Source organism: Catenuloplanes japonicus (genome assembly GCF_000717135.1).
In the GTDB taxonomy this organism is placed as follows: domain Bacteria; phylum Actinomycetota; class Actinomycetes; order Mycobacteriales; family Micromonosporaceae; genus Catenuloplanes; species Catenuloplanes japonicus.
Genome location: NZ_JNXY01000029.1, coordinates 1 through 19963, shown reverse-complemented (window position 1 = coordinate 19963; position 19963 = coordinate 1). Strand labels below are relative to the sequence as shown.

Genomic DNA, 19963 nt, shown 5'->3' with positions numbered 1-19963 from the left:
GTTTTGAGCGGCGTAGACACTGCGTGTATAAACCGGGTGTAGAGTGGCGGGCATGTCGGTGGGATTCGCTCTGCTCGGGCTGCTGGAGAACGGGCCCGCGCACGGCTACGACCTGAAGCGCAACTACGACGAGCGGTTCGGTGCCGGGCGCGCGCCGCTGCACTACGGGCAGGTCTACTCCACGCTCGCCCGGCTTCTCAAACACGGGCTGGTCGAGGTCGAGTCCGAGCCCGGCGACGGCCCCGACCGCAAGCGATACGCGATCACCGACGCCGGCATCACGGACGTCGCCGACTGGCTGGCCCGCCCGGAGAAGCCGGAGCCATATCTGCAGAGCACGCTCTTCACGAAGATCATCCTCGCGCTGATGACCGGCCGCGACGCCAACGACCTGCTCGACACCCAGCGGCACGAGCACCTGCGGCTCATGCGCGAGCTGACCCGCCGCAAGACCGACGGCGACCTGGCCGACGCGCTGATCTGCGACCACGCGCTGTTCCACCTGGAGGCCGACCTGCGCTGGCTCGAGCTGACCGCCGCCCGCCTCGACCAGCTCGCCGAGGGGATCACCCGATGACCGACGCCCTGCTCACCGCCCATGACCTGCGCCTGCGCTTCGGCGAGACCACCGCGCTGGACGGCGCGTCGCTGCGCGTGCGCGCCGGCGAGGTGCTGGCGCTGATGGGCCCGTCCGGGTCCGGCAAGTCCACGCTGCTGCACTGCCTGGCCGGCATCCTCACGCCCGAGTCCGGGCAGGTCACGTTCGACGGAGACGACCTGGCCGCCCTGACCGACGCGGCCCGCAGCGCGCTGCGGCGCACGAAGTTCGGGTTCGTGTTCCAGTTCGGCCAGCTCGTGCCGGAGCTCACCTGCCTGGAAAATGTGGCGTTACCGCTGCGCCTGTGCGGCGTCAGCCGGCGGGAGGCGCGCGTCGCGGCCGCGGGCTGGCTGGAGCGGCTGGAGGTCGACGACGTCGCCGGCAAACGCCCCGGCCAGGTCTCCGGCGGCCAGGGCCAGCGCGTCGCGGTCGCCCGCGCGCTCGTCACCCGCCCGACAGTGATCTTCGCGGACGAGCCGACCGGCGCGCTCGACTCGCTCAACGGCGAGCGCGTGATGAAGCTGTTCACCGCCGCCGCCCGGCAGACCGGCGCGGCCGTGGTCCTGGTGACGCACGAGGCACGCGTCGCGGCCTACTCCGACCGGGAGGCCGTGGTCCGCGACGGGCGCGTCCGGGAGCAGGAGTTCGCCGCATGACCGAGTTCCCGACCCGGTCCGCGCCACGCCGCTGGGCCGCCGACCTCGCGCTCGGCGTGCGGCTGAGCGTGGCCGGCGGCCGGGCCGGCTGGGCACGACTCACCATGATCGCGGTCGGTGTCGGGCTCGGCGTCGCGATGCTGCTGGTCACGGCCACCGTGCCGACGCTCGTCGCCGCCCGCAGCACCCGGCTCGCCGAGCGCGCCGAGCCGGTCTCCGCCGAGCAGACCGTGGCCCGCGGCGACACCACCGTGCTCGTCGCCGTCGCCAACACCGACTACCGCGACCGGCGCATCCAGGGCCGCCTCCTCCAGGCCGAGGGCACCCGCCCGGTCCTGCCGCCCGGCGTCACCACCATGCCGCGCGCGGGCGAGATGATCGTCTCCCCGGCGCTCGCCGCGCTGATGGCCTCCGCCGACGGCGCGCTGCTCCGTGACCGATGGCGGGCGCGCGTGGCCGGTGAGATCGGCCCGGCCGGGCTCGCCGGGCCCGGTGAGCTCGTGGTCTACCTCGGCACCGACCGGCTCACCGAGGAGACCGCGCACCGCGCCGACCGGTTCGGCCGCCCCGAGCTCGACGAAGGCATGGACCCGACCCTCATCCTCCTCGGCATCATGGGCCTGGCCGCGCTGCTCGTCCCGGTCGGCGTGTTCGTCGCCACCGCCGTCCGGTTCGGCGGCGAGACCCGCGACCGGCGCCTCGCCGCGGTCCGCCTCGTCGGCGCGGACACCGGCATGACCCGGCGGATCGCCGCCGGCGAGACGCTCACCGCCGCGCTCCTCGGCCTTCTGGTCGGCGCCCTGTTCTACATCGTCACGGTCCTCGTCGCGGGCCGGTTCGTGCCCGCCGGCATGAGCTTCTACGCCGCCGACGCCCGCCCGGTCCCCGCGCTCGCGATCCTCGCCGCGGTCCTGGTCCCGGTCTCGGCCGTGCTCGTCACGCTGTCCGCGCTGCGCAAGGTCGTCGTCGAGCCGCTCGGCGTCGTCCGCCTCAGCGCCGACCGGCACCGGCGTCTGTGGTGGCGGCTCGTCCTGCCGGTCCTCGGCCTGGCACTGCTCTGGCCGATCTACGACGGCTTCGGCGAGGGCGACAACGGCGCCGGCACCGCCGCCCAGGTCCTCGCCGGGCTGGCCGCGCTGCTCGTCGGCGTCGCCCTGCTGCTGCCCTGGTGGGTCGACGCGACCGTGCGCCGGCTCGGCGGCGGCAGCGTCGCCTGGGAGCTGGCCGTCCGACGCCTGCAGCTCGACAGCGGCACCGCCGTGCGCGCGGTCTCCGGCATCGCGGTCTCCGTCGCCGGCGCGATCGCACTGCAGGGGCTGCTCGTCGCGGTCCAGGCGCAGTACACGCACGAGACCGGCCGCAGCGTCGACGACTTCCAGGCCACGGTCTGGCCGATGGACAACGACACCGCCCGCTGGGAGCCCGCACTGCGCGGCTCACCCGGCGTCGCCGCACTCTCCACCGAAACCACGGTCTGGGCCACCACCGCCGGCACCGAGGCCCTGATCCAGATCGGCGACTGCACGGTCCTGCGCCAGTTCGCCCGCCTCGACACCTGCACGGACGGCGACGCGTTCGTCTCCGCCGGCGCCGCCCCCGGCACCCGCTACGACCTCGGCAGCCCCGACGCACAGTGGACGCTCCCCGCGACCGCCACCGCCGTCACCCCGATCCCGGACGCGATGGGCGCCGCCCCCGCCGCCGTCCTGCTCACCCCCGGCGCGCTCGGCGGCGTGCAACCCTCGTCGGCCAACGTGGAGTACTACGTGGCGCTCACCGAGCCGGCCGCGATCGACCTGCTCCGCAACACCGTCACCGGCGTCGACCCGACCGCCGGCGTCAGCCTCATCCAGGACCGCACGTTCGAGTCAATCCTGGTCGGCATCCGCCAGGCACTGCTCGTGCTCGCCACCGCACTGCTGCTGCTCATCGGCGCCAGCATGGTCGTCACCGTCGCCGAACAACTCCACGAACGCCGCCGCCTGCTCGCGATCCTGACCGCGTTCGGCACCCGCCGCGCCACGCTCACCGGCTCCGTGCTCTACCAGGTCGCCATCCCGGTCCTGCTCGGCATGTCCTTGGCCATCCTCACCGGCGCCGCCCTCGGCATCATCCTGCAGCGCGCCGCCGACGCCCCGATCAGCCTCGACTGGACCGGCATGGCCATCACCACCGGCGCCGCCGTCCTCGTCATCCTCCTCGCCACCACCGCCAGCCTCCCCCTCCTCTACCGCCTCACCACCCCCTCCGCCCTCCGCACCGAATGACAGCGCCTCGGTCCGGCGTCATGTCGTACCCGTCGATGTCCAGCACCGCCCCGGTCACCTGCAGAAAGCCGAGCGCGTTACGGCCGGGATCAGCTGTGTCCGGCCTCGGCCGGCAAGCCTGGCGTGTGCCCACGTCGGCGGACGTCGCCGGCGTGCAGGCGTTCACCGCGGCAGCACTGCGCGAGCTCGGCGGTGTCGACATCATCGTGAACCCAGAGCTTCGCCGACGCGATGGGCGTGGAGCTCGCCGCGATCACCGCGGGCATCCCGCTCGGCCGCCCCGGTGACCCGCGTGACGTCGCCGAGGCCGTCGCCTTCCTCGTCTCCGACCGAGCCCAGTGGATCACCGGCGCCGGCCTGAACGTCGACGGCGGCGAGCTTTCCGCCATCTAACCCCGGACCCGGTCAGCCGCGCGGGCCCGGCTTTCCCTCGCCGGGCCCGCGCGGACGGTCTCTCCGAGCGCGCGCCGACCCGGCACGGTGTGCAGCATGTCCCCGGTGATGACGGCGGGTGCTTGCCGTTGCGCGCTGCGGTGTCGAGGCCTTCGAGGGTGGGCTGACGCCGCAGCGCGGTCCCAGAGGCTGGCGACGGCATCGCGGTCGAGGCGCGGGGTGCGGATCGGCTGCGGATTCCTTGACTGGCTACGGGCGCACCGCTCGCCGGGCCCGCTGGACGGACTCGTGCACGACATGCTGCTGGAACAGATGGGGCGCGTGCACGCGAGCGCGGTCAACGCGAGCATCCGGCGCGACGGCGAGTGGCCGTCGCTCAGCTACACGCACGAGCTGGGGCGTGGCGCCCGGAAGCTCGTGGAGGTGTCCATGGGCGGATCGGTAGCGGCGTTCCGTACCGTGTGCGAGCTTTTGAGTAATTCGCTGCCGGAGGCGCGGGAGCTGCTGATCCAGGGCGAGCGGCTGATGACCTCCACCTACACCGAGCTGCTGCACACGGTGGAGGAGAGCGCCCGGGGTCTCTACCGGGGTCAGCTCTCCGGCGACCGGCAGTTCTGGATCGACAGCGCCAACGAGTGGGGCAAGGGCTCCGGCTACCTGGACCGCGTCCTCGACCGTAACCGCGCCTGGTTCCAGGAGCCGTCCCGCCGCGCGCTCCAGGCGGATCTCGAGTCCCTTCTCGACCGTGAGTGGGCCGCGCTGCTCCACCGTGTCCAGGCCATCTTCGAGCAGCCCTGAGCCGACGGTAAGATCGACTCATGTCGCACCCGGAACGACCTGTCCGCGTCGTGGTCGCCGGGATGGGCGATACCGGGCTGATAACGGCCGTGAATCTGAGTCGGCACCGGCGTCTCGTCGACGTGGTGGGCATCTCCAGCAAGCCGGGCCTGTTCAGCGGCAAGGATCTGGGTTGGCGGCTGGCCCGGCCGGAGCAGTGGGCGGCGAAGTACCACGTGCCGTTCGGCCGGTACCGCGCGCTGGACGGTGTGCGGCTGGTGCACGGCACGATGACCGGCCTCGACCCGGACGGCCGGCTGGTCACCGTGGAATCGGCGGACGGCGCCACCACACAGGAACCCTATGACGTGCTCGTGCTGGCCACGGGCGTGCGCAGCGGATTCTGGCGCCGTCCGGAGCTGCAGGGGCAGGCCCAGCTCGACCAGGGCCTGCGCGACATGCACGACCGCTTCGCCGCCGCCGGCTCGATCGCCATCGTCGGCGGCGGGGCGACCGCGGTGAACAGCGCCGCCCAGCTCGCCGAGGCGTTCCCCGCCACGCGGGTCGACCTGTACTTCCCGGGGGACAACGCGCTGACCAGGCATCATCCCCGGGTCTGGGGCGTGGTGCGGGCCCGGCTCCAGCGGCTCGGCGTGCGGCTGCACCCCGGGCATCGTGCGGTGCTGCCGGCCGACCTGTCACCGTCGCCGGGCCCGGTCGCCTTCACCACCGGTCGGCCGTCCGCCGAGGCGGAACTCGTGCTGTGGGCGGTCGGCCGGGCCGAGCCGAACACCGCCTGGCTGCCGGATCAACTGCTTGACCAGGACGGATTCGTACGGGTGCGCGCCGACCTGCGCACACCCGGCCATGACGACATCTGGGCCGTGGGTGACGTGGCCGCCAGCGATCCGCTGCGTGCCTCGGCCCGGAACCTGGGTGCGGAGCTGGTCGCGCGCAACATCGTGGCCACGGTGCGCGGGAGGAGCGGCCGCGACCTGCGCATCCCGGCGTACGCGCAGGGCTCCGTGCTCGGCCCGCTCCACGACGGACTGGAGATCTTCTTCGCCAGTGGCCGTCGTGTCCGGCTTCCGCGCCGGCCGTACTTCGCCATCGAGCATCATCTCACCGGCCCGCTCATGTACCGCGGGATTCGGCCGGCACCGGTCAGGTCGTGACGACGATCTTGCCGAGCGGGTGGTGGCGGGCGTAGTCGATGACGGCGTCGACGCCGTCGTCGAGGGAGTAGCGGCGGGCGATCGGGGTGGCCAGGCGGCCCGCGGTGGCGGCCTCGGCCACGGCCCGCGCACCGGTGGACTCGTTGCCGCTCTGCATGACGAAGGCCAGCTCCACGTCGTCGCGTTCCAGCTGCTCGGGCGTGGGCGGCGGGAAGATGATCGAGAGCAGCCGGCCGCCGGGGCGCAGGCTGCGGGCTGCTGCGGGCAGGCCGTCCGCGAACAGCGCAAGGTTGAGAACGACGTCGACGCCGGTGGGGTAGTCGTCGTAGCCGACCGTGCGGTGGGCGCCGAGGCTCCGCAGCAGGCCGGCACCCTCGGCGGTGCGGGCGGTCGCGGTGATCTCGGCACCGGCGGCGGCCAGGTCCGGGACCAGGGTCAGGCCGACCGCGCCGGTGGCGCCGATGACGAGCACGGTCTCGCCGGGCCGGATCTTCGCGGCGTCCATGACCGCCAGCGTCGTGCCGCCCGCGATCAGCAGCGACGCGGCCTGCGCCGCGCCGAGCGAGGCGGGCCGATGGTCCAGCGCCGGCGTGTCCGCCTCGCACACCGCGTAGTCGGCGAGCGCCCCGGTGCTCAGTGACGGCCGCACCGGGTCGGCGGCGAGGCGTAGCTGGCGGGGCATGGCCAGACCGAAGATCTCGTCGCCGGTACGGAAGCGCGTGACACCCGGCCCGGCCTCGACGACCGTGCCCGCGAACTCGTTGCCGAGCGTGTAGGGAAACTCCAGGTCGACCAGTGTCCGGAAGCCGCCGGTGATCACGCGCAGGTCGGTCGGGTTGATCGTCGACGCGGCGATCCGCACCAGGATCTGGCCGGGACCGGGTCGTGGAACGGGCAGGGTGGCGACCGTGAGCTGCTCGGGCTCGCCGTAGCCGGTGGCGATGAGCGCCCGCATGGTGTCGGTTGTCATGACCTCACCGTAGGCAGCGAGCATTGGGCAGTCGATGCTCATAAAACTCAGATTCTTGCCCGTCTGCGTCACGTCAGGCGGTGTGGCGGGCGATCAGCTCGGTGATCCGCCGGGTGAGTCCGGGTGCGAAGAACGGGTGGTGGCCCATGCCCGGCACGATCTCCAGCCGGGAGCCCGGGATCTGCGCCGCGAGCGCCTCGCCGTGGGCCGGCGGGAACAGCGGGTCCGCGTCGCCGTGCACGACCAGCGTCGGCGCGGTGATGCGCGACAGCGGCGCCCGCCGGTCGTCGTCCCAGTGCCGGCCGGCGAGATCGTGGTTCGTGGCGGCGGCGAGGTCCCGGGCCCGCGCGTAGGACTCCTCGACGAAACGCCGCGCGGCCGGCTCGTCGAACGGCAGCACGTCGCCGTTGAGGACACGCCAGGTCTCCACGTCGGCATCCAGACCACGCGCCGGGGCCGTGACGTGCCGGCGGAACCGTGCGGTCGGCGGCGGCAGTTCACCGTCCGCGGCGGGCTGTCCGGCGAACGCCCGCGCCCAGGCCGGCCCCGGGTTGTGGCCCATCGGGGACGAGGAGATCGCGGTCAGCGTGCGGACGCGGTCCGGCCGGTGCACGGCGAGCCACTGCCCGATCGTGCCGCCCAGCGAGATCCCGGCGACGTGCGCGGCGGCGACATCGTGACCGTCCAGCACCGCGGTCGCGTCGGCGGCAAGGTCGGCGAGCGCGTACGGCTCCGCCGCGAAGTCGACCGAGTCGGAGCGGCCGGTGTCGCGATGGTCGAACCGGATGACCTGCCGCCCAATGCCCACCAGGCCCTCCACCAGCGCGTCGGGCCAGCCGATGCCCTGCGTGGCGGTGCCCATGATCAGCAGCACGGTGGGATCGGCCGGGCTGCCGAAGCGCTCGGTCCACAGTCGTACCCGTCCGGAACGTATTGACGTCTGCATGCCGGCGACCGTATCGGTCACCGAATCCGCGGAATGCAACTACCCTTCGTGAGGGTCGGCAGCGCCCGTGAGATAATGATGAGCGTGTGATCCTTCCGTTGCCGACATTCCGGGCCGGGCGCACCGCGGGCTGTCTAGCCTGCAGATATGCAACTTCACGCAGTGCTTGTCAGGGCGTTCGCGGACACGGGCGCGGTGGTGCGGGGTGTCACGCCGGAGCAGCTCGGCGCACCCACGCCGTGCGCGGACTGGGACGTGCGCGCGTTGACCAACCACGTGCTCCAGGTCGGGTACGCGTTGAAACTCGCCGGACGCCGCGCCCCGGCACCCGATGACCTCTGGACGCGGGACCTGATAGGCGCGGACGGCCCGTCCGACCGGTTCGAGGACGACCGGCGGGACGCGCTGGAGGCCTGGTCCGAGCCGGCGACCTGGGACGGCAAGGTCGATCTGGGAATGCCGATGACCGCCGCCGAGGCCGTCACGATGCTGGTCAGCGACCTGGCCATCCACGGCTGGGACCTGGCACGGGCCACCGGGCGGGACTACCTGTGCGACCCCGCCGTCGCGGTCGTGACCAGGGATTTCGTGGCCGCATCCGGTGATCAGGGCCGGCAGATGAAGATCTTCGGCGAGGCGTTGCCGGTGCCGTCCGGCGCGACGCCGTTCGAGGAGGCGCTCGCGCTCAGCGGTAGAGCGCCGCGGTGAGCGTCGCGGCCTCGCGCATCCGCGCCCGCAGGTCCGCCGGCGCCAGGATCTGCGTGTAGGCGACGTCGGCCGACTCGACGGGCAGGCCGGCGTACGTCCACCCCTGCCCGTCGACCGCGATGACCTCCAGGTCCCCGGCGGCCTGCGGTTCCACGGCCCAGCGCAGCGCGCGCATCCCGCCCGGGTGCTGAGCGCGGCCACGTCCCGGTACACCGTGCGTTCGGAGACGCCCAGCTCAGCCGCGATCTGGGCGGCCGTCACCGTGCCGCGGGACATCAGCCGGGACGCGCGCACGGTCCCGATTGTCCCCGAGGAACCCGTCCGACTGCCGCGCCCACAGGTCCGCGTACAGTCCGCCGCCGTCCAGCAGCTCGGTGTGCGTGCCCTGGGCGACGATCCGGCCCGCGTCCAGCACCACGATCCGGTCCATCCGGGCGATCGTGGACAGGCGATGGGCGATCGCGATCACGGTACGGCCGGCCACCACCTCGTCCAGCGTGTCGTGGATCGCGGCCTCGGACTCGGAGTCGAGCGCGGACGTGGCCTCGTCCAGGACCAGGATCGGGGCATCGCGGTAGAACGCGCGGGCCAGCGCGATCCGCTGCCGCTGCCCGCCGGACAGGCGCACCCCGCGCTCGCCGACGTGCGCGTCCAGCCCGGTCCGGCCGTCCGCGTCGCGCAGCTGTGCCACGAAACCGTCCGCGGCGGCCTGTCGCAGCGCGGTCGCGATCCGGTCCGGGTCGGTGCCGATGTTCGCCCGGATCGCGCGGTGCAGCAGTGTGGCCTCCTGCGAGACCATGGCGATCCGGGCGCGCAGGCTCTCCTGGGTCACGTCCGTGATGTCCGTGCCGTCGATCGTGATCGTGCCGGACTCCGGATCGTGGAAGCGCAGCAGCAGCCCGACCAGCGTGGACTTGCCCGCGCCGGACCTGCCGACCACGCCGACGCGCTCACCGGCCCGCACGTCGAGACTGAGCCGGTCCAGCCCGCCCGCACCACGCCCGTAGTGGTGGCTGACCTGTGCGAACCGGATCGCTCCACCCCGTACCCCCAGCGTGGTGGCATGTGGTTTGTCCGCGACCCGCAGCGGCTGCGCGACCGTGCGCAGCGCCTGCCGCAGCGCGCCCACGGCCCCGAACAGCGACGACACGGCGTCGAGCAGCCATTCGGCCATCCCGGTGATCTGGAAGCTGAGCGCCAGCGCGGCCGCGATCAACCCCAAGGGCGCCTCGCCGGTACGCCAGAGCGCGATCCCGAGCCCGGTCAGCCCCACCAGCAGCGCGCTGCTGAGCGCCTTCATCGTGCCGTTGATCGTCACCTCGACGCGCTGCAGACCGAGGTGCGCCTGGCGGGCCTCGGCGAACACCCGCCGGTCGTCGTCCGGCCCGGCGCCGCCGAGCAGCGCCAGCGTGTCCGCGTTGGCGTAGGCGTCGACGAGCAGGCCGGTCAGCGCGGACTCCGCGTCCTGCAGCCGTGCGGAGGCACGGCGGTAGCGGGGCACGGCCCAGCGCATGAGCAGCGCGTACGCCACGATCCAGGCGCCGAGCGGGAGCAGCAGGCGCACGTCGATCGCGGACATCACCCACACCGACCCGGCGATGTAGGCGGCCACCGCGACCAGCGTGTGGATGACGCTGTAGACGGCGGTGGCCGCCGCATCACCGCCGTCCCGGACGTAGGTGGCGGTCCGTCCGGCAAGATTGTCGCGGAACCAGCCGACGGACTGCCGGGACACGTGCCGATGGGCCCGCCAGCGGGCGAGCGCGCGGGCGTTGGCATGGAAGCTGATGTCGTCCAGCGCCTCGCCGGCCAGCCCGAGCAGCGGTCTGGCCAGGAGGATGACGGCGGCGACCGCGATCAGCTCCCGGCCGTGCGCGGCCCAGAGCGTGTCCGGGCTGCCGGTGGCCAGGGTGTCGACGAGCCGTCCGGCGTAGCCGATCAGCCACACCTCGACCAGCGCGCTGAGGATCGTGGTGGCGACCGCGGCCACGATGACGGGCCGCAGCGGGCGCAGCTCCTCCCGGAGGAAACGGCCGGCGCCGCGGGCCGGCGTGCCGGTGCGGTCGGGGAACGGGTCAGTGGGGTTCTCGAAGAGGTCGCGCAACACGGAGTGCCTTTCCGGCGGAGGCGAGAATCGGGGATCCGAGGTGACCGCCGGAAGTCCTCATCATCGATCTCCTTCTCCGTGTGCCGATCTTCCTTCGCAGGCTAGGCGATGCGGGACGCCGCCCGCACCGCCTTTTCACGGCTTCCCGTGCGCTGTCCGGCGGATCGGGCGGATCAGGCGGTGAACACGGTGCGGACCAGCGTGTCCAGGGCCCGAGGAAAGAACTCGGCCGGGTCGTGCGGGGCGTCGCCCATGGTCAGGCCCGCGGTCATGGTCCTGCTGCCGTCCGGCGAGCTATACATCGGCGCGCCGTACCCGCCCGGCGCGCCGCCGTTGTGATGGTAGATCGTGCCCGCCTCGCCGAGATCCTGGACGAACACGCCGAGGCCGTAGTCGATCGGGCCGGCCGGGGTGCGCATCTCGGCCAGCAGCGGGGCAGGGAGCAGCCGGCCGCCGTTCAGCGCGGAGAAGAACAGGTGCAGGTCCTTCGTGGTGGTGATCGCGGCGCCGGCGCCGGGCAGCATGGACAGGTTCTGCCGGGAGACGTCGGCGACCGTCCACTCCTCGCCGTCCTGGTAGCGGTAGTAGCCGATCGCGTGCGGCTCCGGCAGGTCCGTGACCTCGCCGGACAGCACGGTGTCGCGAAGGCCATCGCCCGCGCCGCCGACGAGGCCCGCACCATCCTCCACCCCGCACCCGGGCCGGACGCCACCGATGCGTGAGCGCCTCGACGCCGCCGCAGCCCCGGGCGAATCGCACCTGTCCCGCGTCGTTTCCCCGCCCGGCGCGACGGGCTCAGCGGGCGCGGCGGTAGTGCATGGACACCGCGCCGTTGCTGAGTGGCTCCGCCGAGATCAGGTCGAGCCGGCGCGTGACGGGCAGGCCACCCTGGTGCAGTGTCGGGCCGTGACCGGCGATCCGGGGGTGGACGAGCATCCGGTACTCGTCGATCAGGTCCAGACGGTCGAGCGCGGTCGCTAGCTTGCCGCTTCCGAGGAGGACCCCGGCCGGGGTGGCGTCCTTGAGCTCCTGCACGCTCTCCCGCAGATCGCCGGCGATGTGGTGGCTGTTGGTCCAGGGGAAGTCCTTGCGCGTCGACGACACCACGTACTTGGGTTTGGCCTCCAGCTTGACCGCCCACTCGCGCAAGGCCGGCGGCGCCTCCACGTCCCCGCGGGCGACGGCCGGCCAATAGCTCTCCATCATCTCGTAGGTGACGCGGCCCCACAGCATCGCGCCGCCCTCGTCCATGAGCCGGGTGAAGAGGGCGTGCGTCTCGTCGTCGGCGATCCCTTCCTGGTGGTCGACGCAACCGTCCAGAGTGACGTTGAGGCTGAAGGTCAGGAGTCCCATGGCCTGCGAGTCTAGCGCCACAACGACATCGCCCCAGGTGGACAGCGCGCCACGGGACCCTCCTCGGTCGGCGTGAGTGCGGCGGTCGTCACGGCCGACCGGCAGCCCGGCTTCGATCATGTTCGATTCCACGGGCTGCCGGGCACGGCAGCACGAACAACCTCGTGGCGTGGCGCGGCTGCGTCGATGATCAACGACGCTTGGATCTGGTGACCGTTCCTTACCGGCGCCCCTGGACCGCTGGCTGGGGCCGCGCCACGATCGCGGCGGTAACGATGGCGAGCAGGCCGGCGACCGTGCAGATCGCCGTGAGCGTCGCACCGAGCGCGACGGGCACGTTGCCCGGGACCGGTGAGCCGTGCGGGTACGCCATCACGTCGTACGCCTCGCGGTAGAACCGGTAGGCAGGCAGCGTGGCGACGGCGAGGCCGGCCGCGGCCAGGCCGGTCGCGGGTCGGTGGCGGGCGAGTGCGGCCACCAGCAGCCAGCCGGCGAGCAGGCCGGCGACGGTCCCTGCGATGGTCAGCGGCCGCAGCACGGCGGGCTCGACCGGCCACACCTTCACTCTGTACTGGCCCTGGCCGGTGAACTGGGAGCCCGTGAAGACCCAGATGTGGCCTTCCATCTTCAGCCCGTCGCTGGTCGCCGTCCACGCGAGGAACGTGCTCGGGAGGCGGAGATCCATGTCCTCGCGGGGAGCGGCACGCGGGACGTCGCTCTCCCGGAACGACGTGATCCGCCACCCGGCGCCGGTCAGCGTGTCGCGGATCCGGGAGGACGACCAGTCCGTGATGCCCTCGGCCACGATCACCACGCTCGGTCCCCGCTGCGCCGACGTCTCGTGGTGGTGAGAGGCATCGGCCGGGATGCTGCCCAGGGCGGTGTTGAGGGCGTGCAGTTCCTGGTCGGACGGGAGGGCGGGGGCCGTGCGCCAGGCGATCCAGGTGCCGGCTGCGGCGCCGAAGCCACCCAGCACGGCGGCGGCGAGCAGAGCGGCCACCCAGGTGAGGGGGCGCCGGGCGGGCAGTCTGAAGCGCTCCCGCAGGCCGGAGAGGAGCAGGTGCAGGTGCAGGTTCAGGCCCGGTCGGCGGCCGTCCTCGGCCATCTCCAGCAGGGTGGTGAGGATCTCGGTGCCACGGTGGTCGCGGTAGGGCCGAGGGTAGGCCCAGAGCAGCCGCCGGTAGCGCCGTTCGGTACGGGTGGTCACAGCGCACCCCCGAACGCGAGACGCAACCGGCTGGCGGCCGCGTCGGCGTTGCGGCGCAACCGCTGCACCTGCGTGGTCAGGGCCGCGGCCCCGGACTCGGTGAGCCGGTAGTAGCGCCGGAGCCGGCCGTCGACGGCCTCCTCGTGGTCGATCTCGACGAGGCCCTGCTCGGTAAGCCGGTCGAGCGCGCCGTACAGGGTGCCGGGCCGCAGCACGACGTCCCCCTGGGAGAGTTCCTCGACGGCGCGGATCACACCGTATCCGTGGGTGGGTCCGGCCGCGAGGGCGGTAAGAATCAGAAACGTCGGCTCTTGCATACCGAACGACACTACCTCAGCCGATATATAACGCCAAGCGTTATATGGGTCGGGCCGCGAGCCGGCCGATCCGGACCACGCCGCGCGTGGCGCCAGCGACCAGCGCGACCCTGCCTTCCAGTGTTCGTTCCATGCGGTCACGGTCTCAAGAAAACCTGACAGATCATGGCAGGGGTACGGGATGAGCCTGTCACGGCCGGTATTCGACCACGTCCTCCAGCTCGTCGACGACCTGACGCCAGTGCTCGGCCACCCGCGCCGGGTCGAGGCCGCGCAGCTTCCACCGGTTCTGGCGGCGCAGCGCCTCGTCGAGATCGTCCAGCAGTGAGCCCGGGGCGAGCAGCGTCCACACGTCGAGGTCCAGCGCGTACGAAAGGTCACGCGAGACGACGGCGGCGCCGAGCACCAGCTCCGGGATCCACGAGTCGCGGCCGGCGGCCAGGTTGTCGGCGACCAGGTCCAGCTCGTAGCGGTGATCCGGTGCGGGGAACAGCACCGGCGGCGTCACCCAGTGCAGGTAGGCGGGCCAGCCCGGACGGCCGCGCAGGTCGTGGGCGGCGTCGCTGTGCAGGTAGGCGACCAGGCCGTCCGCGGTGCGGAACACCTGGACGCGGCCGTCGGCGGCGAGGAAACGGGGCTCCTCGTGGGTGCCGCCGGTGCCGTCGTCGTCGGGCTCGCGCTCGATCCAGCGCAGCGTGATGCCGACGTCGCCGTTGATCGCGATCTCGATCGGCTCGACGCGCGGGTAACCGGGGGTGGGCGGGGCGACGTAGGGCGGGGCAGGTGGTGCCCAGCCGGTCGCGGGCGCCTGCGGGTGCGGCATCACCGGCATCACCGGTGTTGCTGTCGGTGCGGGCGTCTGCCCGGCCGGCGTCACAGGGGCATGCGTGGGCACGGGCGGCGACGCGGGGGCGTGCAGCGGGCTCACCTGCTGGAACGGCGCTGCCGGTGCCGGAGCGCCGAGCGCGGGAGCTGCCGCCCCGGCACCGCCCGCCCCCGGCCACCCCATCGCCAGCGCCCCTCGCGCCACCACCAGCTCCGGCCGCTCCGGTGTCACTGGTGCGAACCCGAGCGCCCGCTCCAGCAGCGCCGCCACCAGCGGAGTACGGCTCACGCCACCGGCCAGCAGCACTCCTGCCACCGGCCCGCCCACGGCCTGCAGCACCTGCAGCGTCAGCGCCACCGTGCGCTCCAGCAGTGGTGTCGCCTCCGCCTCGAACTGTGCGCGACCGATCTCGACCGGCGTCCCGATCATCGGCACCTGCAGCAGCGCGGCCGCCTGCGTGGACAGCTGCTCACGGGCCGCGCGGGCCGACTGCCACAGCAGCGCTTGCGCGCGCCGGTCGTCCGTGGTCTGCGGCCGTTCCAGGCGCGCCCACACGTCCGGCGCGGCGGAGGCGGTCACCCGCCGGGCCGTTCCGACCACGATCGCGTCCAGGTGCAGGCCGCTCACGTCCGCCAGCCCGGTCGCGGCGAGCAGCGTCCCCGCGCGCACCACCGCGACGTCGAACGTGCCCGCGCCCAGGTCGTAGACGACGACCGGTTCCGCGCCGCCGAACGTGTGCGCGGCCGCGACCGGCTCCGGCACGAGCCGTACCGTGGAAAGGTTTGCCCATGTCGCGGCCTCGGCCAGCAGCGCCAGCTGCGGCGGGCCCCACGTGGCGGGGTGGGTGAGCGTGACCTCCCGTGCACCGTCGCCGGCCACGCGCGTGAGTTCGGCGGCGGCCCGGTACAGGACCGCGCCGATCGTGTATCCGGCCGGCAGCTCACGTCCGCCGGCCCGGATCACGCCGTCGGCGACGCGGAGTTTCGGGTGCCGTTCGGTGTTCTCCGGCGGGGCCGCGGCGACGTCCGGGCCGGTCAGCATGCCGCCCTCCGCGGTGACCGCGATGGCTGAGTCGAGGAACAGCGGCTGCGGCGGCTCGCCGAACACGGTGACGGTGGACGAGGTGCCGAAATCTATCGCGGTCTGCACCTGTCTAGTGTGACCAGAGGCGGCAAACGTAGTCCCGCAACTCGCCGGTCGTCGCGATCCAGCCACGGTCCATATAGGTCACCATGCGCGCGACCTCGCCCGGCAGCAGGTCGTAGGCGGTCGCGCCGGTCTCGGGCACGCGTGCGTCCGGCGAGATCGCGACCGGTACCGGCCACATCGGCACGCACAGGCCCGCCCGGCCGAGCGCCTTGAGCACGGTGAGATAAGCCCTGACCAGGTGGTACGGGGAGACGACCAGTCCGAAGCTGGTGATGCCGAGCGCGGCGACCCGGTCCGCGATCCAGGCGGCCTGCAGCGCGGTGTTCGGCGCCGGGTCCGCCTGCACGTGCACGCCGGCCGTCCGGCGCAGTCCGAGGCCGTGCAGGTAGTCCGGCGTCAGCGCGTCGTAGGTGGTCTCGGCCGGGTTCCCGTTCGCGATCAGCAGCAGCCGCAGGCGCGGGTTCGCCTCCCACAACCGGATCGCGTGCGTGATCCGCCACTCCTCGCCCTGCCCGCTGGGCACGATCAGCGCGTCCGCGGTGTCGGCCGCCGCCTGCGGCAGGCTGAGCACCGCGGTTGTCGCGCGCATCACGTCGAGCATCCGTGCCACCGGGATCCCGTCGAGTTCCCGGTCGTGGACGATCCGCGGTGTCGTACTGCCGAGCTGCACCTGTGCTCCTGATCTTCGTTTCCGTCATCCTGCCTTGCCTCCGTGGAGAACGCGGCGCGCGGGACGACGACACGGGCCGCCGTTTTCCTGCGGGGGCGAAATCTCAGGAGGATGGCGCTGACAGAAGAACTCCAGCGGGCTTTCCTGGGGTACCTCTAGCGCCCTATTACTGGATTGCTATTACCGGTAATTCAATAATCAAGGGAGACTGCACGAAACGGACATAACGCTCCCGGATCGCGATACACCATAATGACAGTTATGTGGTCGCACTACACACCGTGTATGGTGTGAGCATGTCTGACCAGCACATACAGTGCCGCCGGTGCGGTGAGGAGAAGCCGCGCGACGAGTTCTACAACCTGCGGCACACGACGCAGCCGCGGATGCCGTGCAAGGAGTGCATCAGCGTGGAGAAGCGCGCGCGATACGCGGCGGCGGGCGGCGATCGGGCCTCGCACGCGCAGGTGCTGCGGGAGAAGCACAACCTGACCTCGGCGGAGTACGACAGGTTGCTCGCCGCACAGGACGGGCTGTGCGCGATCTGCCGGCAGGAGGAAACGGCGCGCGGCCGTGGTGGCCGGCCCCGCCGCCTCGCCGTCGACCACGATCACCGCACCGGTGCGGTCCGGCAGCTCCTCTGCCACCGGTGCCACCAGGTCACCCGGGCGGCAGAGGAGAACCCGGCCCTGCTGGAGGCGGTCCGCGCCTACCTGCTCCGGCACGGACCGCCCGAGCGTTAGGCGCTGAAGTCCCAGGCGTCGAGACGGTCCAGGACACCGCGGTCGCCGGTGATCTCAAGATCGCCGGGGGAGATGCGGCCGTACAGGAGGAACACGAGATCGCTCGCGGAGGCCCGCACGGACATCGTGCCCGGGGCGGCCGCGGGGTCCAGGCGGTAGACGCGGGAGCCGGTGGGGGAGAGCTCCTGGCGCCAGGACCGGCCCTCGGCCGCGTGGTAGTCGACGGTCGCGGGAGCGTGCGGCCAGGGCGAAGTCGTCGTGCAGCAGGTGTGGAGGAACTCCTCCACACCGTCCAGCGCGATCCCGGCCGGGAGCGGCTCCGGCGTACCCACGGTGAGCTGGGCGTCGTAGGCGTGGACCGCGTACTGCTGGAGCTGGTGCCGGGCCACCGCGTGACACGTCAGCGGGGACTGCGAGCCGGCCCACCACGACCAGCAACCGCGGTCCGGACCGGCGTCGCGCAGCGCGTCCACCAGCTGCTGCGTCGAATCGGCCAGCCAGACCTGCAGCGCCTCGCGCTCCCGGGGCGCGGTCTCCGTCTCCGGGGACTTCGCGGTCGCGTCCGGGCCGGCGAGCACGGTCGCGGCCCACGAGCGACGGCCGGCGCCGATGTGCTGGGCCAGGTCGAACAGCGTCCACTCGGGGCAGGACGGCACCTGCACGTCCAGGTCCGGCGCGGACGCCACCGCCCGGCGGAAGGCCTCGGAACGGTCGTCGATCAGGCGCAGCAGCTCAGTGAATTCCACTGCGGGTGTCTACCACCGGAACCCGCCGACGAACAGCGAATTACGCGTACGGCCACTGGCCCCGGCTGCGCGCCGACCGGACCGCCGCGGGGTCGAGCCTGGCCAGCACCGCGGCGTGCTTCCGGGCCAGCGCGACCATCTGGGCGGCGGCCGGGCCGAGACGGACGAGCAGCGGGGCGGCCGTGACCAGGTGCGTGACGCCCGCGCCGGGCCGGCCGTCGGCGGAGGCGATGCCGGCGGCCAGGACCAGCGTGTTCGCGTACTCCCACACGGTCAGCGGCTCGGACTCGTCGACCAGGGATCGGCGCAGCGTGACCGCGCGTTCCGCGTGGGCGGCCATGTCCGGGGTCATCGCGTTCGCCAGGTTGTGCAGCGCGGTGCCGAGCGCGCGGCGTACCGCCCGGTCCGGGACGTCCCCGCACCGGGCGATCGCGTCGTCGAGCAGCGTGATCTGGGCGTCGGGATGTCCGGCCGCGGCGGCGATCTGGCTGGCGTCGGTCAGGTAGACGGCGGTGTCGGCGAGCGCGGTGCGCCGGGCCTCCGTGCCGTCGGGCAGCGCGTCGAGGTGCCGGGTGGCGACGGTGACCGAGGTCTGCGCGGTCTCCCAGGCGTCGGGGATCCGGCCGAGCGCGGCCTCCACCATGGACTGCCGCCACAGCGTGCGCGCCCGGAGCGCGTCGTTCCCGTCGCCCGTGGCCAGCTCGCCGGCGAGCGTGCTGAGCAACTGGTACGCCTCGGCGAGCCGGCCGCCGCGGGACAGGGCGATGCCGCGTTCGAGCCGTTCGGCGTATCCGTGGGTGGCGGCGCCCCAGGGCGGGGTCACGCTCGCCCGCCGCTCCGCGCTGTCCTTGCGCGCGCCGCCGGGCCGCACCGGGGAGGACGGCGTCAGGTACGCGCCGTACGATCCGCGGTGGCGCCACGCGTCCGGGCCGGGGATCACCACGGTCACCTCGGGTGCGATCGTGCGTAGCTCGCGGAGCTGCTGCGCCACCACCTCCAGCTGAGCTCGCGCGCCGCCGCCGTCGAACATCATCAGGATCGACATCTGTTCGGCCATCGCCACGCCGATCAGGTCCGGGCGCCGCAGGAACACCGCGGCGCGTGCGAACGTGCCCAGCGCCTCGGCCAGGTCGAAGGTGATCGCCGGGTCGTTGCCTGCCGTGACCGCCAGTGCACGCTGGCCGTCAACATAGGCGACCGCGAGCGCGCCGAGGTCCGGCGGCGCCGCCACGTTCTCACCGGCCTGCGCCCGCTCGGTCAGGTCGTCGAGCCGGACGGTGAGCAGCGCGCCGGTCGCGGCCGTCCTGCCCCGGCCCGGTCCCGCGGCCTCGAACGCCTCCGACACCAGCGCGCGGCCCTCGTCGACGCGCCCGGCCGAGGCGAGGATCTGTCCCGCCTGGGCGAGGCGCAGGACGGCCTCCTCGCGTACCGTGTCGTCGTCCGTCTGCTCGTGAAGCAGTTCGCGGGCGAGCGTGACGGTCTGGTCCGCCAGGTCTTGCACGAGTGTGGAGTCACCGGCGTCCAGCGCCACGTTGACCGTCGACCGGCCGCTCGCGCGCAGCAGCCGCCCCCGGTTCTCCCGGCTCGGATCGCGGGTGGCGAGCTTGCGCGCGGCCATCAGCGCGCGGACCGCCGCATCTCGCGAGGCGGGCGTGATCCCCTGCTGCACGGCGAGATTCTCGGCGACTGTGAACAGCCGGTCGACCTCGTCCGGCGACGGTGTGCTCCACGGCATCCTCACCATGCCGTCAACCTAGGCGCCCGGCGCAAGTCACCTTCGATGCGGCTATGTCGTCCCTGGAGCATGTTCATCGCCTATGTCACGGTCACCGCCGTCGCGATCCTGTTCAACGGGGCCGCCGCGTTCACCTACCTGAGCGGCCACGACTACCCGAACCAGCAGGCCGACATGAAGCGCATCCCGCGTTCCTGGGTGCCGGTGCTCGGCTCGTTGCTGGCCGCGGGCACGCTCGGACTGGCCGCGGGTCTCGTCGTTCCGCTGCTGGGCGCGCTCGCCGCCGGCGGCCTGGTCCTCTACTTCATCGGCGCGCTCGTCGCCCACGCCCGCGTCGGCTCCCGCGCCCTGATCGGCCCCTCGGTCTTCCTGCTCACCGCGGCCGCCACGCTGATTCTGACGCTGCTCCACCGCTTCTAGCCCGCGCGGCCCTGACGCTCGTACGCCGCCTGCTTCGCAAGAATCAAGATCAACGTCAAGATCCAGAACATATTCCCGCTTCCGGCGTGGTCCGGCAGCGCTGCTCCCGACTCTGTTGCCTATTGATGGTTATGGGGTGTGTTCGAGGCGTGCGAGGTGGGTGGTGTGTTGTGGGGTGAGGTGGTGTCCGGTCCACCAGG

21 protein-coding genes are annotated in these 19963 nt (G+C 72.8%); 9 read left to right on the top strand and 12 right to left on the bottom strand.

Going from position 1 to position 19963, the window contains the following annotated elements:
* The first annotated feature begins 52 nt into the window (after positions 1-52).
* The 6 genes from OP04_RS34455 to OP04_RS34435 all read left to right on the top strand — a co-directional run bounded on the left by OP04_RS34455 (position 53) and on the right by OP04_RS34435 (position 5866).
* Positions 53-577, top strand: coding sequence for a PadR family transcriptional regulator (locus tag OP04_RS34455; protein ID WP_033344126.1), 525 nt, complete (start codon positions 53-55; stop codon positions 575-577).
* The gene (locus tag OP04_RS34450) at positions 574-1254 is read left to right on the top strand and encodes an ABC transporter ATP-binding protein (protein WP_033344125.1); all 681 of its coding nucleotides are present in this window, start codon (positions 574-576) and stop codon (positions 1252-1254) included. Before OP04_RS34455 ends, OP04_RS34450 begins: the two co-directional genes overlap by 4 nt.
* Complete coding sequence (locus tag OP04_RS34445; RefSeq protein WP_033344124.1) at positions 1251-3521, top strand: ABC transporter permease; 2271 nt, start codon at positions 1251-1253, stop codon at positions 3519-3521. Before OP04_RS34450 ends, OP04_RS34445 begins: the two co-directional genes overlap by 4 nt.
* Before the next feature lie 231 nt (positions 3522-3752).
* The gene (locus tag OP04_RS52305) at positions 3753-3914 is read left to right on the top strand and encodes an SDR family oxidoreductase (protein ID WP_232323847.1); all 162 of its coding nucleotides are present in this window, start codon (positions 3753-3755) and stop codon (positions 3912-3914) included.
* A gap of 219 nt (positions 3915-4133) precedes the next feature.
* On the top strand, positions 4134-4712 hold the full coding sequence (locus OP04_RS34440; RefSeq protein WP_033344123.1) for a hypothetical protein: 579 nt from the start codon (positions 4134-4136) through the stop codon (positions 4710-4712).
* Positions 4713-4732: 20 nt separating this feature from the next.
* Positions 4733-5866, top strand: coding sequence for an NAD(P)/FAD-dependent oxidoreductase (locus OP04_RS34435; RefSeq protein ID WP_033344122.1), 1134 nt, complete (start codon positions 4733-4735; stop codon positions 5864-5866).
* On the opposite strand, the gene OP04_RS34430 is transcribed toward OP04_RS34435, so the two are convergent.
* Positions 5856-6836, bottom strand: coding sequence for an NADP-dependent oxidoreductase (locus OP04_RS34430; RefSeq protein WP_232323846.1), 981 nt, complete (start codon positions 6834-6836; stop codon positions 5856-5858). The two genes, OP04_RS34435 and OP04_RS34430, sit on opposite strands and share 11 nt — an antisense overlap.
* A 73-nt stretch (positions 6837-6909) precedes the next feature.
* Positions 6910-7782, bottom strand: coding sequence for an alpha/beta fold hydrolase (locus tag OP04_RS34425; protein WP_033344243.1), 873 nt, complete (start codon positions 7780-7782; stop codon positions 6910-6912).
* A gap of 147 nt (positions 7783-7929) precedes the next feature.
* Here OP04_RS34425 and OP04_RS34420 point away from each other — a divergent pair, with 147 nt between their 5' ends.
* Complete coding sequence (locus tag OP04_RS34420; RefSeq protein ID WP_033344121.1) at positions 7930-8490, top strand: TIGR03086 family metal-binding protein; 561 nt, start codon at positions 7930-7932, stop codon at positions 8488-8490.
* Here the strand turns inward: OP04_RS34420 and OP04_RS54955 are convergent.
* The 8 genes from OP04_RS54955 to OP04_RS34380 form a co-directional block, all read right to left on the bottom strand.
* Positions 8468-8665 carry a hypothetical protein gene (locus OP04_RS54955; protein WP_033344120.1) on the bottom strand — a complete coding sequence of 66 codons (198 nt, stop codon included), beginning with the start codon at positions 8663-8665 and terminating at the stop codon, positions 8468-8470. The genes OP04_RS34420 and OP04_RS54955 overlap by 23 nt on opposite strands.
* Before the next feature lie 60 nt (positions 8666-8725).
* On the bottom strand, positions 8726-10597 hold the full coding sequence (locus OP04_RS34410) for an ABC transporter ATP-binding protein (protein WP_085066999.1): 1872 nt from the start codon (positions 10595-10597) through the stop codon (positions 8726-8728).
* 173 nt (positions 10598-10770) lie between these two features.
* A complete protein-coding gene (locus OP04_RS34405; RefSeq protein WP_232323845.1) occupies positions 10771-11286 on the bottom strand; it encodes a serine hydrolase in 516 nt (171 codons plus the stop codon).
* Between the two features lie 106 nt (positions 11287-11392).
* A complete protein-coding gene (locus tag OP04_RS34400) occupies positions 11393-11950 on the bottom strand; it encodes a dihydrofolate reductase family protein (protein WP_033344119.1) in 558 nt (185 codons plus the stop codon).
* Positions 11951-12170: 220 nt separating this feature from the next.
* Positions 12171-13157 (bottom strand): hypothetical protein, encoded by a 987-nt coding sequence (locus tag OP04_RS34395; protein WP_033344118.1) that lies wholly within the window; start codon positions 13155-13157, stop codon positions 12171-12173.
* Positions 13154-13474: a PadR family transcriptional regulator gene (locus tag OP04_RS34390; protein ID WP_033344117.1), complete on the bottom strand. Its 321-nt coding sequence runs from the start codon at positions 13472-13474 to the stop codon at positions 13154-13156. The genes OP04_RS34395 and OP04_RS34390 overlap by 4 nt, the downstream gene beginning before the upstream one ends.
* Positions 13475-13664: 190 nt before the next feature.
* Complete coding sequence (locus OP04_RS50435; RefSeq protein WP_051799533.1) at positions 13665-15449, bottom strand: Hsp70 family protein; 1785 nt, start codon at positions 15447-15449, stop codon at positions 13665-13667.
* Between the two features lie 4 nt (positions 15450-15453).
* Positions 15454-16119 (bottom strand): YdcF family protein, encoded by a 666-nt coding sequence (locus OP04_RS34380; RefSeq protein WP_033344116.1) that lies wholly within the window; start codon positions 16117-16119, stop codon positions 15454-15456.
* Between the two features lie 296 nt (positions 16120-16415).
* Between OP04_RS34380 and OP04_RS50430 the strand changes: the two genes are divergently transcribed.
* Positions 16416-16862: an endonuclease domain-containing protein gene (locus OP04_RS50430; RefSeq protein ID WP_157240772.1), complete on the top strand. Its 447-nt coding sequence runs from the start codon at positions 16416-16418 to the stop codon at positions 16860-16862.
* Here the strand turns inward: OP04_RS50430 and OP04_RS34370 are convergent.
* Positions 16859-17608, bottom strand: a complete 750-nt coding sequence (locus tag OP04_RS34370; RefSeq protein ID WP_033344115.1) for a maleylpyruvate isomerase family mycothiol-dependent enzyme — start codon at positions 17606-17608, stop codon at positions 16859-16861. The genes OP04_RS50430 and OP04_RS34370 overlap by 4 nt on opposite strands.
* 40 nt (positions 17609-17648) lie before the next feature.
* Positions 17649-19352: a hypothetical protein gene (locus tag OP04_RS34365; protein ID WP_033344114.1), complete on the bottom strand. Its 1704-nt coding sequence runs from the start codon at positions 19350-19352 to the stop codon at positions 17649-17651.
* Between the two features lie 60 nt (positions 19353-19412).
* Between OP04_RS34365 and OP04_RS34360 the strand changes: the two genes are divergently transcribed.
* Complete coding sequence (locus tag OP04_RS34360; RefSeq protein WP_033344113.1) at positions 19413-19763, top strand: DoxX family protein; 351 nt, start codon at positions 19413-19415, stop codon at positions 19761-19763.
* The last annotated feature ends 200 nt before the right edge of the window (positions 19764-19963 follow it).

What these genes read in the sequence shown, in the direction of transcription:
- OP04_RS50430 (WP_157240772.1), top strand. Translation starts at nt 16,416, where the DNA reads ATGTCTGACCAGCACATACAGTGCCGCCGGTGCGGTGAGGAGAAGCCG.
- OP04_RS34425 (WP_033344243.1), bottom strand. Translation starts at nt 7,782, where the DNA reads ATGCAGACGTCAATACGTTCCGGACGGGTACGACTGTGGACCGAGCGC.
- OP04_RS52305 (WP_232323847.1), top strand. Translation starts at nt 3,753, where the DNA reads ATGGGCGTGGAGCTCGCCGCGATCACCGCGGGCATCCCGCTCGGCCGC.
- OP04_RS34450 (WP_033344125.1), top strand. Translation starts at nt 574, where the DNA reads ATGACCGACGCCCTGCTCACCGCCCATGACCTGCGCCTGCGCTTCGGC.
- OP04_RS34400 (WP_033344119.1), bottom strand. Translation starts at nt 11,950, where the DNA reads ATGGGACTCCTGACCTTCAGCCTCAACGTCACTCTGGACGGTTGCGTC.
- OP04_RS34390 (WP_033344117.1), bottom strand. Translation starts at nt 13,474, where the DNA reads ATGCAAGAGCCGACGTTTCTGATTCTTACCGCCCTCGCGGCCGGACCC.
- OP04_RS54955 (WP_033344120.1), bottom strand. Translation starts at nt 8,665, where the DNA reads ATGCGCGCGCTGCGCTGGGCCGTGGAACCGCAGGCCGCCGGGGACCTG.
- OP04_RS34360 (WP_033344113.1), top strand. Translation starts at nt 19,413, where the DNA reads ATGTTCATCGCCTATGTCACGGTCACCGCCGTCGCGATCCTGTTCAAC.
- OP04_RS34365 (WP_033344114.1), bottom strand. Translation starts at nt 19,352, where the DNA reads ATGGTGAGGATGCCGTGGAGCACACCGTCGCCGGACGAGGTCGACCGG.
- OP04_RS34445 (WP_033344124.1), top strand. Translation starts at nt 1,251, where the DNA reads ATGACCGAGTTCCCGACCCGGTCCGCGCCACGCCGCTGGGCCGCCGAC.
- OP04_RS34455 (WP_033344126.1), top strand. Translation starts at nt 53, where the DNA reads ATGTCGGTGGGATTCGCTCTGCTCGGGCTGCTGGAGAACGGGCCCGCG.
- OP04_RS34420 (WP_033344121.1), top strand. Translation starts at nt 7,930, where the DNA reads ATGCAACTTCACGCAGTGCTTGTCAGGGCGTTCGCGGACACGGGCGCG.
- OP04_RS34430 (WP_232323846.1), bottom strand. Translation starts at nt 6,836, where the DNA reads ATGACAACCGACACCATGCGGGCGCTCATCGCCACCGGCTACGGCGAG.
- OP04_RS34435 (WP_033344122.1), top strand. Translation starts at nt 4,733, where the DNA reads ATGTCGCACCCGGAACGACCTGTCCGCGTCGTGGTCGCCGGGATGGGC.